Source organism: Vibrio sp. 10N.286.46.A8 (assembly GCF_041470165.1).
Taxonomy (GTDB): domain Bacteria; phylum Pseudomonadota; class Gammaproteobacteria; order Enterobacterales; family Vibrionaceae; genus Vibrio; species Vibrio tasmaniensis_A.
The window spans coordinates 1-17309 of record NZ_JBFRLX010000180.1 but is presented as its reverse complement, the minus strand read 5'-3'; the positions used below and the strand labels follow the sequence as shown (position 1 = coordinate 17309).

General features: G+C 44.4%; 15 protein-coding genes. 10 read left to right on the top strand and 5 right to left on the bottom strand.

The annotated features are described in order from the left end of the window. Together AB4232_RS17155 and AB4232_RS17150 are read left to right on the top strand one after the other, a co-directional pair. Positions 1-781 (top strand): tetratricopeptide repeat protein (locus AB4232_RS17155; protein WP_372087617.1); only part of this gene is annotated, 781 nt, incomplete at its 5' end. Positions 782-928: 147 nt separating this feature from the next. After that, positions 929-2185 (top strand): peptidoglycan DD-metalloendopeptidase family protein, encoded by a 1257-nt coding sequence (locus AB4232_RS17150; RefSeq protein ID WP_372087616.1) that lies wholly within the window; start codon positions 929-931, stop codon positions 2183-2185. A gap of 100 nt (positions 2186-2285) precedes the next feature. Here the strand turns inward: AB4232_RS17150 and AB4232_RS17145 are convergent, their stop codons facing one another. Then, positions 2286-2606 carry a heavy metal-binding domain-containing protein gene (locus tag AB4232_RS17145; RefSeq protein WP_004730185.1) on the bottom strand — a complete coding sequence of 107 codons (321 nt, stop codon included), beginning with the start codon at positions 2604-2606 and terminating at the stop codon, positions 2286-2288. A gap of 102 nt (positions 2607-2708) precedes the next feature. Further along, positions 2709-3623 carry a LysR substrate-binding domain-containing protein gene (locus AB4232_RS17140; RefSeq protein WP_076667939.1) on the bottom strand — a complete coding sequence of 305 codons (915 nt, stop codon included), beginning with the start codon at positions 3621-3623 and terminating at the stop codon, positions 2709-2711. Between the two features lie 91 nt (positions 3624-3714). Here AB4232_RS17140 and AB4232_RS17135 point away from each other — a divergent pair, with 91 nt between their 5' ends. After that, positions 3715-4734, top strand: a complete 1020-nt coding sequence (locus AB4232_RS17135; protein WP_372087615.1) for a DMT family transporter — start codon at positions 3715-3717, stop codon at positions 4732-4734. A gap of 30 nt (positions 4735-4764) precedes the next feature. Here the strand turns inward: AB4232_RS17135 and AB4232_RS17130 are convergent, their stop codons facing one another. Beyond that, complete coding sequence (locus AB4232_RS17130) at positions 4765-7788, bottom strand: HD domain-containing phosphohydrolase (protein ID WP_372087614.1); 3024 nt, start codon at positions 7786-7788, stop codon at positions 4765-4767. A gap of 279 nt (positions 7789-8067) precedes the next feature. Here AB4232_RS17130 and AB4232_RS17125 point away from each other — a divergent pair, with 279 nt between their 5' ends. The 4 genes from AB4232_RS17125 to AB4232_RS17110 all read left to right on the top strand — a co-directional run bounded on the left by AB4232_RS17125 (position 8068) and on the right by AB4232_RS17110 (position 11700). After that, positions 8068-8814 carry a phosphatase gene (locus AB4232_RS17125; RefSeq protein WP_372087613.1) on the top strand — a complete coding sequence of 249 codons (747 nt, stop codon included), beginning with the start codon at positions 8068-8070 and terminating at the stop codon, positions 8812-8814. A gap of 166 nt (positions 8815-8980) precedes the next feature. After that, complete coding sequence (locus AB4232_RS17120; RefSeq protein ID WP_065678204.1) at positions 8981-9376, top strand: cytochrome b562; 396 nt, start codon at positions 8981-8983, stop codon at positions 9374-9376. 326 nt (positions 9377-9702) lie between these two features. Continuing rightward, the gene (locus tag AB4232_RS17115; protein WP_372087612.1) at positions 9703-10053 is read left to right on the top strand and encodes a hypothetical protein; all 351 of its coding nucleotides are present in this window, start codon (positions 9703-9705) and stop codon (positions 10051-10053) included. Positions 10054-10164: 111 nt separating this feature from the next. Further along, on the top strand, positions 10165-11700 hold the full coding sequence (locus tag AB4232_RS17110) for a PepSY-associated TM helix domain-containing protein (protein WP_372087611.1): 1536 nt from the start codon (positions 10165-10167) through the stop codon (positions 11698-11700). A gap of 130 nt (positions 11701-11830) precedes the next feature. On the opposite strand, the gene AB4232_RS17105 is transcribed toward AB4232_RS17110, so the two are convergent. Both AB4232_RS17105 and AB4232_RS17100 read right to left on the bottom strand, forming a co-directional pair. Beyond that, positions 11831-12214: a VOC family protein gene (locus AB4232_RS17105; RefSeq protein WP_372087610.1), complete on the bottom strand. Its 384-nt coding sequence runs from the start codon at positions 12212-12214 to the stop codon at positions 11831-11833. Continuing rightward, positions 12214-13146: a LysR family transcriptional regulator gene (locus tag AB4232_RS17100; RefSeq protein WP_135380840.1), complete on the bottom strand. Its 933-nt coding sequence runs from the start codon at positions 13144-13146 to the stop codon at positions 12214-12216. The genes AB4232_RS17105 and AB4232_RS17100 overlap by 1 nt, the downstream gene beginning before the upstream one ends. Before the next feature lie 241 nt (positions 13147-13387). Here AB4232_RS17100 and AB4232_RS17095 point away from each other — a divergent pair, with 241 nt between their 5' ends. From AB4232_RS17095 to tdh, 3 genes are all read left to right on the top strand, one after another. Next, positions 13388-14632, top strand: coding sequence for an MDR family MFS transporter (locus tag AB4232_RS17095; RefSeq protein ID WP_372087608.1), 1245 nt, complete (start codon positions 13388-13390; stop codon positions 14630-14632). A 315-nt stretch (positions 14633-14947) separates the two neighbouring features. Continuing rightward, on the top strand, positions 14948-16141 hold the full coding sequence (locus tag AB4232_RS17090; protein WP_017059545.1) for a glycine C-acetyltransferase: 1194 nt from the start codon (positions 14948-14950) through the stop codon (positions 16139-16141). 110 nt (positions 16142-16251) lie between these two features. After that, on the top strand, positions 16252-17283 hold the full coding sequence (gene tdh, locus AB4232_RS17085) for an L-threonine 3-dehydrogenase (protein ID WP_009845596.1): 1032 nt from the start codon (positions 16252-16254) through the stop codon (positions 17281-17283). Positions 17284-17309 lie beyond the last annotated feature (26 nt).

Genomic DNA, 17309 nt, shown 5'->3' with positions numbered 1-17309 from the left:
CGAAGAGGTTGAGTACTCAGAATTGGACTATTTAGATCGACCGTTGATGGAACGCTATATCTTGGATGAATTGAAGCAGCTAAGAATGGACCAACAAGATCTTGAAAGACGTTTGACTATTCAGATGACCGACCGTGAGCTCTCTGTTGCGGACAAATCGCTGAATTACGCCAACGTGACTGTAACCTATTTTTTCTACATTATTGCGGGTGTCGCTTCACTTATCGCATTAGTTGGGTGGCAATCGCTTAAAGAACTCAAGCACACAACCAAAGAAATGGCTGACCAGCGATTGAATTCTATCGCTCAAGAGTACGAGAAGAAGTTTAACGTTCTTGAAAGGGATCTAAAGCGTAAGACTCGAATTATCTCAGAGAACAACCGAGAAATTGAAATCATCAATGAAATACACAACTTATGGTTGAGAGCGCAAAATGCTCAAACCGCCGAGCAAAAAATTGAAATTTACGATGAGATCTTAAAAGTCCGCCCTGGTGATTTAGAGGCGCTCACTTATAAAGCTGATGCCGCAATGGACATGCAGGAATACCATTGGGCAATGAGCTTATGTAACCGTGTATTGGAAGTGGATGATCAAAATGCTCACGCCTTGTACCAACGAGCTTGTTCGTATGCAAGATTAGGTGCTGAAGGTCAGGCAATCGACGACTTAGAGCGCTCTATCGAAGCCAGTGGCTCAATGCGAGAGTTGCTAGCTGAAGAGCCAGATTTTGAGATGCTACGCGGCTTAGATCGTTTTGAAGCGCTTTGTGAAGAGTAATTATTTAATGGCATGGTGAGCTTCGTACGCTTACTATGCTTTTAATCATTTTTACGGAACGGTTTCTTACATTTCGCTTATTTTATTGAATTAATTGTTATGTTATAACATTTGAAAAGTTCATTGTGATAACCGTTAAGTATTTTTATGAAGTTCCTCCGCACTGGCCTGATAGTGACTGCTATCAGCGCATTTTCACTTGCTTTATATCTTTCTCTTTCTCCTGAACCACCAGAAGACATCGCTATCAAAATTACACCTTACCAAGGTGTGGTTTCGGCTGATGAGAAGCCATCGAGTTCAGACGTTGAGTCAAGCTCTCTGGTAAGAGTTCATTATTTTGTCAAAGTTGGGGATACACTCAGTAATGTATTTACCTCTTGGAAACTCCCTTACGGAACGGCTCAAAAGATACTTGAGGCCGATCTAGAATCACTGAAACTGGACACGATCAAGCCTGGTGATCATCTAGAGTTGTTGTTGGATAGTGACTCTAAGCAGCTAGTCGAATTGATTTACCATGAGAGCTTGGTTGAGCAGGCTGTTTACACAGAAAATGATGACGGTAGTTTTAGTTATCAGTTCATCGAGACTCCTGGGGAATGGAAAGAAAAGCTGTACGCAGGTGCGGTGCAGGGTAGTTTTTCCACGTCAGCTTACAAGGCCGGTTTAACCAGTGCCCAGATAGCCAATATCACTCGAACGCTGAAAGATAAAATTAACTTCTCCAAAGATCTCAGAGCTGGCGACAGCTTTAATGTTTTGGTTAAAGAGCAATACACGGAAGATCACTTAACGGGTAAGACTGAAGTGCAAGGGGTCTCTATCAAGCTACGAAATAGGGAAGTGGCGGCTTTTCTTGCTGCGGATGGACGTTTCTATGACCGAGAAGGAAATAGCCTTGAACAAGCTTTCAATCGATACCCAATAGACAAACAATTCCGAAGAATCACTTCATCATTTAACCCATTCCGAAAGCATCCTGTGACTGGACGTGTATCGCCGCATAATGGTACTGATTTCGCAACACCTGTGGGTTCACCCGTTTATTCAACGGGAGACGGTAGGGTTGTGGCACTTCGTGACCACCCTTACGCAGGGAAGTATCTGGTGATTGAGCATAACAGCGTTTATAAAACACGTTATTTACACTTGAGCCGCTTTTTGGTGAAGAAAGGGCAACAGATTAAGCGTGGGCAGGAAATTGCGTTGTCGGGTGCAACAGGCCGTTTAACAGGGCCTCACTTACATTTTGAAGTGTTGGTACGTGGAAGGGCGGTTGACGCGATGAAGGCTGACCTGCCTTTGGCAAGCTCTATATTACCGAAAGACAAGGGGGCGTTCCTCGCTCGAATTGCCTCTTTTGATGAGATAATCTCTGAGCAAGAAGGCAGAACGAGTTAAATTCACTTCAGCCACGGCTTATCCTTATTCCAACCTTCTGGTGATAAACAAACCGAACGTTGGAATAAGCATTTATTGAATCACATGATTTCAGATTCGATTAAGCGACGACAACCGCTGTGCCGCTGGCTGATACCATCAACATGCCATTACCTGTTCCTAAGACTTCATAATCGATATCGACACCAACCACTGCGTTTGCACCCGCTTCAATCGCTTTCTGCTCCAGCTCTTTGAATGCGTAGTTACGTGCTTTCTCCAGTTCCTTTTCATAGGTGCCAGAACGTCCACCGACGAAGTCGCGAATACCTGAAAACATATCCTTGAATACGTTAACCCCTAGGATGGCTTCTCCGGCGATAACCCCTTTGTAGTCGACAATGCGTTTGCCTTCAACAGATTGAGTGGTGGTAATAATCATAATGGCCTCTGTAAGTTAGATGGTTGGTTACTAGATGAGTTGTTACTAGTTGATTAGTTACTTGATGATTGGTTACTTGATGATTGGTTACTTGATGATTAGTTACTCGCTGAGTTTTGTCTCTGAGCGTGTGAATTCATGCCTCAACCATGTTCTCAGTTTTAGCACACTTTCTTGTTTTAATTTGTTTTTTGGACAAACGAAATAGAAATCTTGATGGGGGTTAGCCACTGGCTCACTAATTTCGACCAACATGCCATGGCTGATGTCATCTTTCACAAACAAGCGGTGAGTGACTAATACACCAAGCGAACGAATGGCAGCCTGTACGGCTTGAATCGAGACATCGAACGTCAAGTTACTGTGGAACGTCGGCATGGGTATTTGGTAATGATCGCACCACACTTGCCAGTCATGCTGTCTTCTTGGGTTGAAGACACCAATGGTTGGGTTTTGTTTCACCAGTTGTTCAACGCTTAATCCCATTTGGTTTTTCAATAGTGCTGGGCTGCACACCAATACCAGATCATCGTCACCGAGCTTTTCGCTGTAATATCGGTCCCACTCGCTCGGTTTACCGTGCACCAGCGCGATGTCCACACCTTCTTGTTCTATGTCGAAAGTGCCCGTTAGCGTGGATATACGAATATCAAGAGAGGGGGCAAAGCTTTGGAATTCCGAGACTCGCGGGATCCACCAGTGCATGGCGAGTGAGTTCACCATGTTGAGGGTGATGCGGTGGTCGTTAGGCGTTTTGGCGAGTTCTTCTGTGGCTTCTATCACCTGTTCCAGTGCTGGCGCGACTTTACGATAATATCGCTTACCTGCGGCATTGAGAACAACACGACGACCCACACGTTGGAACAGCGGCTTATTGACCAGTTGCTCTAATGATTTTATCGCTTGGCTTACCGCTGAATGACTGACGTACAACACGCGAGCGGCTTCGGTCATGCTGCCTGTTTCGGCGACAGCAATGAAAGCATAAACGGATTTAAGTGGAACGAGTTTCTTCATTGGTAAGCTTTCCTTACAGTTGTGGTTAATAATACTCGCTATTTTTCATCACGTCACGCCTCTAAAATAACTGTCATAGGAGGTGATAATTATGTCTGATATTACCAAGGCGACGGCTTTCATGTTGTTGTCGACGTTCAGTTTGTCTTTAAGTGGCTTAATGGCCAAGTATCTATCGGTATCAATGCCCGTTTCATTATTGAGTTTCGTGCGTTTTTTGTTACCCAGTCTGTTTTTATTCCTATTTTTGATGTTGTACAAAATCACGAAACCTTCACTCGGTATGTGGAAACCTTTAGTGATGCGTGCGATTTTTATGGTGGCATGCCAGTGGTGTTTCCTAACGTCTTTGCAAACCCTAACGCTGGTTGAAGGTGTGGTGTTGTTCAGCACTGGCCCTCTGTTCATTCCTTTGTTAGAAAAATTAATGTTTGGAACCAAGATTCATACAACCACAGTGATTTGTTTAGTTGTCACCTTTGTCGGCGTAGTGATGATGGCTGGGGACTGGTCGCAGTTTGAATTTGGCTCAGAGTTCTTTAGACCAGCGTTGTTGCTAGGGTTATTGGCGGGTGTGTTTAATTCGGGTTCACAAGTGAGTTTGTATCGAGCGTCCAAGACTAGCCTGACACCCGCAGAGCTTAACGCTTGGACGTTCTTGGTCGCGGCAATCATTGTGATACCAATGGTTGTGTTTACTTCAGTATCTGCGGCTCCAGATATGCTTGAGAGTGCTGCGGACAATGGAACCTTATCGGGTCTGTTATCTTCTGAAGGCTTACGCTGGATTGGGCTTGGCGCTTTTGGATTGGCTCTATTTACTATTAACACGCAAATCTTCCGCTCGAAAGCGTACAAGTTGGCAGACAGCGGTTCTCAGTTGGCTCCCCTAATTTTCACGAACATGCTGTTCAGTGCGTTATGGCAGAGCTTGTTCTTTGATGACGTATTTTCAACTCAGCAGTTAATCGGCATCAATTTGATCGTCGTGGCGAGCATAACCAATACTCTATTGGCTAAAAGACACAGCAAAGCAAAAGCCAAGCAAACACCTCGAGCTGCTGTGGCTGTAGCAGATGCTGCGGTTTTGGATTCTGCCGTTAAAAGCTAAACATTGAGGCTGAAGATTACAGACAAAAGCCTAGAACAATGAACGAATGTACTCTTTTACTCGGTCGATGTGTTCGTTTGGTTCAATCTCGCAACGCTGCTTAGTCTCTAGGAATCGTTCAGCGTATTTGTCATAGATTTTGTTTTCCAAAAACAGCAAATACAGCTTGGGATCGATATGACCGCTGGTGGCCATGTCGGTCATGATGTTGAGTGATTCGCTTAGGAGTTTGCCTTTCTTATACGGGCGATCACTGGAGGTGAGCGCTTCGAATACATCGGCTATTGCCATCGCTCTAGACGGTAAAGGTAACTGGTCTTCGTTTAAGCCTCTCGGGTAACCCTTGCCATCGATACGTTCGTGGTGTCCGCTGGCAATGTCAGGAATGTTCTTGAGATAAGATGGGTAAGGGAGCTTGTTGAGCATGGTGAAGGTTTGAATGATATGGTCGTTTATCATGAAGCGTTCTTCGTCGTTTAAGGTACCGCGACGTACTTTCAAATTGTGCAATTCACCTTGGTTATACTTCACTTCACCAGGCTTGAGTACAAACGCTTCTTGCCACACGTCGGCTGGGTTAAAGCCATTACCCCACGGTATTTTATGTTCGGGTTTATCAGCAAGTAGTGGCTCCATCACTGGCAGCGTTTGGTCTTTGCTTGTTGGATTAGCTTCACTCTTCTCAGTGGCGTCTTGCTGCGTGTTAAATCTCTCTTTTTCAGGCCAAGATAACCCTAGCTGATCGTCGAGTGTTCGCTTCCACTGGCGTTTGGCTATTTGGTCTAAGCGTTCTAGTTGCTCATCCGTCATAGACTCCCCACCAAGGTTACACTCGGCTATGAAGGCAAACTCTTCATCCAATTCAGATAAACTTTGCTCGAGAACTTTCAGCTGATCTTCTTGAAGCGCTCCGTTCGCTATGGCTTTCCAGTAGTCGGTTTCAGCCTGTTGTTTTAACAGTTCGAAACGCATTCGCACTTCGTGGATTCGGTCGTAAATGGTTTCAAGTTTTGTCGCTTTGTCTACGACATACTCAGGTGTGGTGACTTTCCCACAGTCATGTAACCAAGCAGCCAGCATGAGTTCTTCCCATTGTTTATTATCAAGCGAGAACTGCGGGTAGTAACGGTCGTCATCTATAGTCGCTTGGGTTAACCATTTGGTCAGTTCGGGTACTCGCTGACAGTGACCGCCAGTGTATGGGGATTTGGTATCAATCGCAGATGCTATTAACTCGATAAAGGCATTGAGCATGTCTTTCTGTTGCTGCATTTGGTCAATGTTGTCTTTAGCGATTTCAGCAAAGCTCAGTAGCTCCCTCAAAAATGCATGTTTGTCTGCCTGCATCTTGGTGATTGGTCTTTCATAGCCAATTGCAACAATACCCACCAACAACTTCTCGCGGTTCAATAGTGGGAAAAGGTACAGGTCAGAATTGAAGATCGAATCTTGGTAATAGTTAAGAACATTGTCTTCTCGGTTTAAGTGGATGGTTTCTCCAGATTTAAGCTGGCACAGCAACCAAGGGGTATGCTTGATGAAGTCATTGATGTCAGCCTTAAAGGGGAGAATGGCGAGGTTCGCGGCCGTATCAAACACATCTTTCTCTTTTGATTGAGTGAAGAGGACGATAGTTTCTGCTTTGGTAATTAAATAGCTTTGATGAGCAATATTTTTGGCTAATATCGAAAACTCCTGATTACCTGCCGTGTCTCGAAGTAGCGTAATAAGATCATGAAGCGTGTGTTCCATCAGCTCAATCGAATGAGCGAGGTTAGCCACTTCTTGAATCATGCTTTTGGGATAATGAGTACGCCTGAAGTCAAATCGAGCGATGTTGTCGGTGAGTTGCATCAGCGTATTAAGCGGCTGAGACAGTCGATTAGCAACAAACCATACGATAGCGAAGCAGATGAACAACATACCAATCGCGACCGCAACTTGCTTGTCACGCATCGAGATAAGATCAGAGAGCAACTCATTGTGTGGCGTCGCTTCTGCCAAATATAAAGTGACATTCTGAGTGAGCTCAACAGGCGTTAGCGTCAATGCCCAAGTGTTTAAGTTGTACTCAACGTTTTTTAAGTTTAGGTTTAATTTCTCCTCGTCGGAGATAAGTGGTGCTATGACGGATGCTTTCAATGCTTCCATCTGTTCACGCTTTGGTACATTAAAAAAGCTTAGATCTTGTTCACTGCCAGAGAGTTTCCCTGTCGTTTGGTTATTCGTTTTCTCAGTTTTACTTGTGTCGTTGGGCGGGGAGGAAAGCTTGGGGATCGATAAATCAAGTTGATGTTGGCCGAGAAGATTGAAATGTTGATCGAACAGAGCGAGTCGGGTTTGTGGAGAGTAGGCCAATTCACTGATCTGGGAAGAGAGAGATTTCAACGTGAAGTCGGCACCAACGACATGCTTGCCATCCAATGAACGTCTAGAAAGCGTAATGCCATTGGTTTGCAAGAAATAGAACAGGTAGGGCTCAGAGAGTTGTATTGAGCCGTCAGGCTTTGCGTTACGAAACCAAGGTCGAGTGGTGGGGTTGAATTTACTCTCGGCTTGGCTGGTGCTAATCACTTGATGTGCGCCATCAAGGAAGGTAATAAAGTTTTCACCGTCTAGATTGGTGCTGCTGACCATCATGGTTGCTTTCGCGGGAGCGTTATTGTCGGCCCTCTGTTTAATGGAACTCAGAGGGCGAAAGATTCTGAAGTCACCATCTTCAGAGCCATAGAACAGAGCGACTAAATTGGTATTTTGTTTGAAGATGATATCGACCGAAGCAAGCCAAGATTCTTTTTCGACGGAGGAGGTTTGATGAGCAACAAACGGGCTCACTGCCATCACGTTTAAGGTTGTGATGACTGGGGCAATAGCTTGTTTAAATACCGATTCCAGCTTATCGCGATGTTCATTACTGACTTCGCGCACTGTGCCTAAAAGCAGTTCTTGAGAGTGCCGATAACTTATCGAAATCAGTACGGTACCGACAAGAGTGGTCAAAATTAAGAAAAGGCTAGTGATGTGGATACTCAGCGGATATCGTCTTCTTCTCATCTAACACTCCAGTTTGTAGACTGGTTTAAGTATTGACGAACTTGGGTAGGTTGCAAAAAATTGGCGTAATTACCGAGTCTGTTCGATTTTATTTAGATAAGAAAAGTGTCAGCGTCTTCTGGTTAGCCACGTATTCCCGTGTCGTGTAAATGAACCAGCAATAAACCTTTATGTTTGGGTGCTAATTGTCACTTTCAGCTGATAAACTGGTCGAATTGTTGCTATTAAGCACTCATTTCTTAAGCACGTTTTTTGACCGAGCGAAGAGGGCATTGATTCATGGAACTAAAAGTAGACACCCACACCCACACATACGCAAGTGGTCATGCTTACAGCACGTTGATCGAGAATGCAAAATCGGCAAAACAAAACGGTTTAGCTATGTTTTGTACGACCGACCATTCCGAGTCTATGCCGGGCGCACCACACTATTGGTTTTTCAGTAACCAGCGTGTGCTCCCTCGTTTTATTGAAGATGTCGCTATTATTCGAGGTGTCGAGTCAAACATCATGAACACACTGGGTGAAATAGACATTCATCCGAGTGTGGATAAGAATCTAGATTGGGTGATCGCGAGTTTTCATGAGCCAGTATTTCGCCCATCGGATGTTGCTACCCATACAGAAGCATTGTTGAATGTGATTAAAGGCGGCCGAATTGATGCACTTGGTCATTTAGGAAATCCTAATTTTGATTTCGATTTTGAAGCTGTGATTCAATGTGCGGCGGAACATAACGTAGCAATCGAAATTAATAACACCACGCTTAAAGGCAATAGCCGCGTTGGCAGTGTTGATCGTTGTTACGAAATCGCAAGAATTGCTAAAGCGAATGGTGCGTTTATTACGACAGGTAGCGATGCGCATTTCTGCGTAGATGTGGGCGGGTTAGATCTCGTGTCTTCACTACTTGATGAGGTGGGTGTGGATTCGAGCAAGGTTATTACCCATTCGCCGCAGCAATTCTTAGCATTTTTGGCATTGCGTGGTCGTCAATCGATTACCGAGTTTTCGGTATTTGAGTGATCGTTTGCTCGGTACTTGTCAGTAATTAGCTAGCTAGTTTGCATTTCGACACAATCAATTTTTGTACCCGACGAATTTTTGTATACACTAGCCGAAAATAATAAAGTCGAAGTGCCACAATAATGATGGCGCTATCTTCAAAGACATCGCTTCACCTGGAGAAACAATGAAAACTCGCTCAATCCTTTTATCTGGCTTAATCGCTGCTTCACTATTGTCTGGCAACGCTTTTGCTAATGTAGACCTTAAGAAAAACATGCAAGAAATGAAGCTTGCGTTCAAACAAGCGGCAGAAGCTCAAAGCATTGAAGAGATGCAAAAGCCTATCGTTCGTTTAGATACGCTAGTGGCAGAGCTGAAAACGGGTGTTTACCCAGTCGAGAAAGAAGACAACTTCATGGAAGGGTTCAAAAAGATCAGTGCATCATTGGATAGCATTGAGCAGAAGCTAGACCAAGGTGACTTAGAGTCGGCACAGCAGGAACTTCGTACTATTGACGGCCTTCGTGAAGAGTACCATGAGAAGCGTAATCCAAGCATTTGGAGCAAGATCTTCGGCTAATTTGCCAATCAATTGAGTTTGCTAGATACGTAACAAAGAGCAAAACCTCAAGATTCGATTTCTAAAACGCTGTCTTACATTACCCTCTTCAAGGGAAGGTGTAAGGCGGCGTTTTTTATTGTCGTTTCTCTAAACAGTTTACTGCTATTTTTCTAGACATTTTACTGCTAATAGACGCGTAACATTCTTTTGGCTCTTTGGTTGTAACCAGTTTTTAACCAAAAAGAGTGTGCGTTAGCTTCAATTTTTTAACTTGCTGTTAATCTTTACGTTTACCTATATTCCAAGTCTCTCATAATAAGGGAAATTTATAAAGATTTGGAATAATGCGCCGAACTTCGTTCAACTTCTCCATGTTACTTGCAACAGCATTAAGCTGGGCGCTAGTGACATTAATGCCTGTTATCAATGCTCATGGTAATAGTGCGGGAGTATGGGAGTCGTTATGTACGGTCAATGGCTTTGAACTGGTTCAAATTGAAGAAGGTGAACCTAATACTCACAAAGGAAAGCCGTGTCCCTTTAGCCATTTTTCCACGTTTCACCAAGACGAACTTCCAACTACACTACTGACAACTCGACTGAGTTCTATTGTCTCAGACAGCTACGCTTTTTTGGCTCTAAGCGAACGCTACACGAGACAAGCCCCGCGCGGCCCTCCCTTTGATATTGCTTAAACCTAACCCACTAAAATAATTAAAAAATAAAGTATTAAGTAAAGTTAAACATGCTCAGATTACTTTCTGATTTTTCAGAAGGTATGTTTGCGTGTGTCAAAGGAAATAATAATGTTGAGAAATGAATCTCAAAGATCTGCGAAAGCACAAGCAACTTCGCAGTCTACAAGCAGTGCAACAACTGGTTCGGAAACCAATATAAAAAGCAAAGACCGCAATAAAACTCTCTACTTCCTCACTTGGCGCTGGCACTTCTATGCCGGGCTATTCGTTATCCCATTTATGTTGATGTTGAGTATTACTGGTTTGGTGATGCTGTTTGACGATGAAATCGAACTTGCTTTCCATCAAGACGCGATTGAAATTGTTGCATCGGGCAAACCGATCAAGGTGTCACAACAATTAGCTGCCGTACAAAATCAATACCCACAAGGTACGGTGACACAGTTTGTACCGAGTAAAGTCCCTGATCTTGCGAACCGATTTTCTGTATCGCTTGAAGATGGCACTTCCGTTTTCGCCACGGTGAATCAATACACTGGCGAAGTGGTAGGAGAAATCCCGCGCAGCGACAGTCTGTATCAACTGGCGAATGACATTCACGGCACTTTGTTGATTGGTGATTGGGGGGATTACCTAATTGAAGTCGCAATAAGCTTGTCTATTCTGTTACTCATCAGTGGTATTTACTTATGGCTTCCTCGAGATAACGCGAGCCGCGCTGGTTTTCTTAAGCTTCGATTTGGTTCAGGAACGCGTGTTTTAATGCGTGACCTGCATGCGAACATCGGTGGAACACTGTCATTCATTCTTCTGTTATTTATTCTATCGGGATTATCATGGACAGGTTTTTGGGGCGGTAAGCTATTGCAAGCATGGAGTACTTTTCCGGCTCAAATGTGGGACGACATTCCGCTGTCTAACGAAACGCATGCTTCTTTAAATCACGGGTCTGAAGAGGAAATGCCTTGGAACCTAGAGCAAACTCCACTGCCTTTGTCTCAAGATAAGCCAGAAGAACACGTCCATCAAGTAGAAGAAGCGTCTGAAGCTCATGATCATTCTAAGATGGGTGAGGATCATTCTCAGCATGTATTATCTGCGAGTAATTTCTCGATTGATGATGTGATAGCAAAAGCTCAATCTCTTGGTTTTACGCAATATAAAGTCAATTTCCCGCGATCAGAAACGGGCGTTTACACCGTGGCTGCCAATACCATGGGCGGTGACATTATCGACCCAACCCAAGATCGCACGACTCACCTCGACCAATACTCAGGGCGCATTCTAGGAGAGGTGACGTGGCAAGATTACAATTTATTCGCCAAAACCTTAGCCGTCGGTATTTCTCTGCACCAAGGTGACATCAGCATCATCAACAAGCTTCTAAATGCGTTGTTCTGTTTGGCATTCATTTTGGTGTCAGTGACTGGTGGAGTAATGTGGTGGATGCGCAGACCTTCAGGCCAAAGAAAGTTGGGAACTCCACCGAAATTTGGTGATGCAGGCTTATGGAAAGCGGGTTTAGTGACTGTGGTTGTTATTTCGGTACTGTTTCCACTCGCGGGTGCAACGATTGTGACTGCAATGCTATTGGATTGGTTACTGTTTTCACGCGTTGAGAGATTCAAGACCGCGTTGAGTTAATTGACATGCAAACGGACTTTCTCGACTTGAGAAAGTCCGTTTTATTAATCAGATGATCGCTTCTTTTGTGAGGAAGACTTTAGACTAGATACCGCTCTAGATTTGATAAAGCTCTAGGTTTGATAAAGCTTTAGATCTGATAAAGCTCTAGCGGCAGGCGGTCTGGGTCTGCGAAAAACGTAAATGATTTCCCCGTGAACTCATCAACTCGAATTGGTTCGACTTCAATGCCTTGTTCTTCCAAATAGCTTTTGGCATGTTGAACGTCATCAACACAAAAGGCCAAATGTCTCAGCCCTTGAGCTTCCGGAAAGCTTGGTCTTTCAGGTGCGTCAGGGAAGCTAAATAATTCTATTTGAGCGCCATTAGGCAGTGCTAAGTCGAGCTTATACGACTGACGTGCTTCACGATAATTCTCCGCAATCACTTCAAGCTTTAAAACTTCAGTATAAAAGCGTTTAGAGACTTCGTAGTCTGAGCAAATAATGGCGGCGTGGTGTATTCCTTTCAGCATCAGTTTATTTCTCCTGCCAGCTTGTCACTCAAGTGTTCCATCGCGTAATCAATGAATACACGCAATCGGGCAGGCATGTACTTGGTTTGAGCAAACTGCATCGCGATAGCGCCATGGTAATTACTCTTGATGGTCCAATCTTCCAATACTTGCACTACAGAGCCTTCAGCCAATGCATCTTGAATCACGAAGTCATGGAAAATACCCACGCCAAGCCCTTCTTTAACACCTTTCAATCGTATCTGAGAGTGGTTCACAGCGTAACGTCCGCTGACGGGGACTGTGTAAAACTCATCATCTTTAAGGAAGTCCCAAATGTGGTCTTTATCTGTTTCTGCAAGGTATAAGCAGTCGTGCTCAGAAAGCTCGGTAGGGTGGTGAGGGATTCCTTTGGCATCTAAATAGCCGGGGCTCGCACATAACACGAGGTTTGTTTTTCCGAGTTCTTTCAATACCAAGCTCTCGTCAGGTTTGTCGGTAAGGCGAAAGGCAATGTCGATGCCTTGGCGCAATATGTCGATGTCGCCATCAGCTGCTCTTAGCTTGAGTTGAATCTCTGGATACTGATTTAAAAATGGAATAACAAAAGGCTGTAGCACTGAGTTCAAGAACGCCTCAGGCGCCGCTACCGTTATCGATCCAGCAGGTTCGGTATGGTCAGATGTCGACAACTCAACCGCTTGTTGCGCCGCATTAATCATTACCACGCTCTGATCGTAAACCAGTTGACCTGCTTGCGTGATGATAAGAGTACGGGTGGTTCGCTCAAACAGTTTCACTGAAAGCGCTTTTTCCAAACGGGTGATGAGCTTACTCAGCGCCGATGGCGTCACACCAAGCTGCTTGGCTGCGGCGGTAAAGCTGCCTTCATTAACCACCAAAATAAAGGAGGCAAGGTCAGGAAGTAGGGCTATCAGTTTTGGGTTGATCATAACGTTGGGTACTCGGCCAGTTGGCTGATATTTTTAGAAATCGACAATCAGCATCATACGTCAAACTCCATTCAATATTAAGTGGAGTGTTTTGTATGGTTTGCACCATTTTCGTGTAGTGAAACAAGCAGGAGATTCTGTCTTTTATAATAATCACTTGAGTGGTCTGTATTTATACAACTCAATCCATATACTGACTGAATAATAATTATTAAATCAGTTGGTTAATGAAGGGGATTCTATGGATAGATCAGAAAGTTTGTTTCAAAAGCAGCGCGTAAAACGCTTCAATTTCTCAATATGGACAGTACTGACAGGGACGCTACTCGCCCGAACGAGCTACTTTATGGCATGGCCTTTTCTGATAGTCTTTCTCTATGAAGATTACGGCGCATCCGCGATTGAGGTCGGTACTATGTTGGCGGCCTCTGCTGTTGTTGGTGCGGGTACTGGGCTTTATTCCGGTTATCTGTCTGACAAGCTGGGTCGCAAGTGGGTGATGGTGTTTGGTAGTTGGATTGCCGCGATCTCTTACTCAGGTATAGCATTCGCAAATGAGGTGTGGCAGTTCTATGTGCTGATTATGATGACAGGTTTGATGCGTCCGATGATAGAAGCACCCGCCAAGGCTGTGATAGGAGATAATCTGGATGATCAGAAAGACCGAGAGCTAGCACTCAACATTCGTTACTTTCTGTTGAATTTGGGCGGCGCCCTTGGGCCATTGATTGGTATTACTTTAGCTCTCGCGCAACCTCAAAATTTGTTTTTTGTGGCTGGTGGTACCTATGTGATTTACGGATTTTGGTTGTTGCTTGGCATCGAGCGTAAAGGGACTTTCACTAAGCCGGACCCTTCTCAGTTACCGAACTTCACCGCGACCCTAATTGTCATTCGTAAAGACAATATCTTTGTTAAGTTGATGGTTGCGAACTTCATTATGATGTTTGTCTACGCGCAAGTAGAGTCGTCTATTCCTCAGGTCATTGTACGTTCATCAATAACAGACGCAGCACAGTTAATCGCAGGGCTGGTTTTGGTCAACACTCTCACCATTATTGTGTTCCAGTTCCCGATGCTTAAATGGTTGGAGCATGTGCCTCTGTTTGTCAGAACCCGAATCGGTATGATCTTGATGGCTGTCGCACAAATTGGCTTTCTGTTTACGCCAAATGACTGGCCGTTAGGGTGGGGAGTTGCTTGTTTTATATTAAGTTTAGGAGAGGTGATTGCCTTCCCAACCCTTAATGTCCAGATAGATAGAATGGCTCCTCCTCATTTAAGAGGCTCTTATTTTGGTGCGGCAGCTCTTTATTCACTTGGCTTTGCCATTGCGCCACTGATTGGCGGTGTAGTGATAGAGATGCTCAGCGCGTATTGGCTATTTGTACTTTGTTTCATCCTATGTTTGGTGATGATTTGGTTGTATTGGTTGGCAGAACATACAGAAGATTGCGTCGATAGAGAGTCGATTACCCAGAGCTAACGAGACAAATCTTGTTGTAATCATTGTGCCCATAGGCGAAAGCTTTTTCATTCGACATAACTCAAACTTGTCGTGTTTCTCAGCTCTTTCCCAATGAGGCGAACGCTGAATTGTGACTGTCTTCATACTTAATGTGTTTTATTTGTGCCTCAGGTTCATTAATGTTTTTCCAACTAGAGGGATAATCGAGAAGGGAGTGTTCAACTAGAATATAGAGATTAGTTTTACAGTGTAAATGATCGTTTTAGGATCGTTTATATCCCTAAATAAAGCGGCGCGTGATGCTGCTGAATAATAACTAGGAAGGAATGAACAATGTCTTCTGCATTTTACCAACAGATTCAAACTCAAATCGAAGAAGTTAAAGAAGAAGGTCTTTACAAGTCTGAGCGCATTATTACTTCTGCTCAAAAAGCAGCGGTTTCTATCTCGACTGGTGAAGAAGTACTAAACTTCTGTGCAAACAACTACTTAGGTCTTGCTAACCACCCAGCTCTTATCGAAGCAGCTAAAGATGGTATGGATCAGCACGGTTTTGGCATGGCTTCAGTACGTTTCATCTGTGGTACTCAAGACTCTCACAAAGAACTAGAGCAAAAGCTATCTACGTTCCTTGGTAAAGAAGACACTATCCTTTACACATCTTGCTTTGATGCAAACGCTGGCCTATTCGAAACGATTCTAGGCAAAGAAGACGCAATCATTTCTGATGCTCTAAACCACGCATCTATCATTGATGGTGTTCGTCTGTGTAAAGCAATGCGCTTCCGTTACTCGAACAACAACATGGAAGAGCTAGAGCAACAACTTATCGCAGCTAAAGAAGCGGGCGCTCGTCACACGCTTATCGTAACTGACGGTGTGTTCTCGATGGACGGTGTAGTCGCTAACCTTCCTGCTATCTGTGACCTTGCTGATAAGTACGGTGCACTAGTGATGGTTGATGACTCTCACGCAGTTGGCTTCATGGGTGAAAACGGCGCGGGTACTCACGAGTTCCATAACGTCGTTGACCGTATCGACATCATCACAGGTACGCTTGGTAAAGCAATGGGTGGCGCTTCAGGCGGTTACACTTCTGGTAAGAAAGAAGTGATCGACTGGTTACGTCAGCGTTCTCGTCCATACCTATTCTCTAACTCTGTTGCACCTGCAATCGTATCTGCATCTATCCGTGTTCTAGATCTTCTAGCGGAATCTGGCGACCTACGTACTCAACTATGGGAAAACTCTGCTCACTTCCGTACTCGCATGGAAGCAGCTGGTTTCACTATGGGCGGTGCTGATCACGCAATCATCCCAATCATGCTGGGTGATGCAAAAGTAGCAGCTGAATTCGCTGAGCGTGCACTAGAGAAAGGCATCTACGTGGTAGGTTTCTCTTTCCCAGTTGTACCAAAAGGCCAAGCTCGCATCCGTACGCAAATGTCTGCTGCACACTCTCGTGAGCAACTAGACCGTGCAATTGATGCGTTCATCCAAGTTGGTAAAGACATGGCTATCATCTAATTTTAAAGGGGTGCCTTTTGCATCCTTTGATTAGATAGAACAACACCCAATAGAACATATAGATTTTTGATTCTCGCCTTACAGTTAGGCGAGATGAACTGGATAACATTATGAAAATTAAAGCACTTTCTAAGCTTAAGCCTGAAGAAGGCATCTGGATGACCGAGGTTGAAAAACCTGAAATGGGTCATAATGATCTTCTTATCCGTATTAAGAAAACCGCAATTTGTGGTACAGACGTACATATCTACAACTGGGATGAATGGTCACAAAACACAATCCCAGTACCTATGGTAGTAGGTCACGAATACGTGGGTGAAGTTGTTGGCATCGGCCAAGAAGTTCGTGGTTTTGAAATCGGCGACCGTGTATCTGGCGAAGGTCACATCACGTGTGGTCACTGTCGTAACTGTCGTGGCGGCCGTACTCACCTTTGTCGTAACACAACAGGTGTTGGCGTAAACCGCACTGGTGCGTTCTCTGAGTTCCTTGTGATCCCTGCGTTCAACGCATTTAAGATCCCTGCAGAAATCTCTGACGATCTAGCATCAATCTTTGACCCGTTTGGTAACGCAGTACACACAGCGCTTTCTTTCGACCTAGTAGGCGAAGACGTGCTAATCACTGGTGCTGGTCCAATCGGTATCATGGCTGCTGCTGTTGCGAAGCACGTTGGTGCTCGTCACGTTGTAATCACTGACGTAAATGAATACCGCCTAGATCTTGCTCGTCAAATGGGTGTGACTCGCGCAGTAAACGTGATGGAAGAGAAGCTTGAAGACGTAATGTCGGATCTTGGCATGACAGAAGGCTTCGATGTAGGCCTAGAAATGTCTGGTAACCCATCTGCGTTCAACAGCATGCTGACTAACATGAACCACGGCGGTAAGATTTCTCTACTAGGCATTCCACCATCAGACATGGCAGTAGATTGGAACCAAGTAATCTTTAAAGGCTTAGTTATCAAAGGTATCTACGGTCGTGAGATGTTCGAAACTTGGTACAAGATGGCTTCTTTGATTCAATCTGGCCTAGATCTAACACCAATTATCACTCACCACTACAAAGTGGACGACTTCCAGAAAGGCTTCGACATGATGCGATCTGGTATGTCAGGTAAAGTGATCCTTGATTGGGAATAAGCTTTAACTGAGTAACAAGATATTAG

Bases quoted from the DNA above. Each gene is read 5' to 3' on its own strand.
- AB4232_RS17130 (WP_372087614.1), bottom strand. From the start codon at position 7,788: ATGAGAAGAAGACGATATCCGCTGAGTATCCACATCACTAGCCTTTTC.
- tdh (WP_009845596.1), top strand. From the start codon at position 16,252: ATGAAAATTAAAGCACTTTCTAAGCTTAAGCCTGAAGAAGGCATCTGG.
- AB4232_RS17135 (WP_372087615.1), top strand. From the start codon at position 3,715: ATGTCTGATATTACCAAGGCGACGGCTTTCATGTTGTTGTCGACGTTC.
- AB4232_RS17140 (WP_076667939.1), bottom strand. From the start codon at position 3,623: ATGAAGAAACTCGTTCCACTTAAATCCGTTTATGCTTTCATTGCTGTC.
- AB4232_RS17120 (WP_065678204.1), top strand. From the start codon at position 8,981: ATGAAAACTCGCTCAATCCTTTTATCTGGCTTAATCGCTGCTTCACTA.
- AB4232_RS17090 (WP_017059545.1), top strand. From the start codon at position 14,948: ATGTCTTCTGCATTTTACCAACAGATTCAAACTCAAATCGAAGAAGTT.
- AB4232_RS17145 (WP_004730185.1), bottom strand. From the start codon at position 2,606: ATGATTATTACCACCACTCAATCTGTTGAAGGCAAACGCATTGTCGAC.
- AB4232_RS17110 (WP_372087611.1), top strand. From the start codon at position 10,165: ATGTTGAGAAATGAATCTCAAAGATCTGCGAAAGCACAAGCAACTTCG.
- AB4232_RS17150 (WP_372087616.1), top strand. From the start codon at position 929: ATGAAGTTCCTCCGCACTGGCCTGATAGTGACTGCTATCAGCGCATTT.
- AB4232_RS17105 (WP_372087610.1), bottom strand. From the start codon at position 12,214: ATGCTGAAAGGAATACACCACGCCGCCATTATTTGCTCAGACTACGAA.
- AB4232_RS17115 (WP_372087612.1), top strand. From the start codon at position 9,703: ATGCGCCGAACTTCGTTCAACTTCTCCATGTTACTTGCAACAGCATTA.
- AB4232_RS17095 (WP_372087608.1), top strand. From the start codon at position 13,388: ATGGATAGATCAGAAAGTTTGTTTCAAAAGCAGCGCGTAAAACGCTTC.
- AB4232_RS17125 (WP_372087613.1), top strand. From the start codon at position 8,068: ATGGAACTAAAAGTAGACACCCACACCCACACATACGCAAGTGGTCAT.
- AB4232_RS17100 (WP_135380840.1), bottom strand. From the start codon at position 13,146: ATGATCAACCCAAAACTGATAGCCCTACTTCCTGACCTTGCCTCCTTT.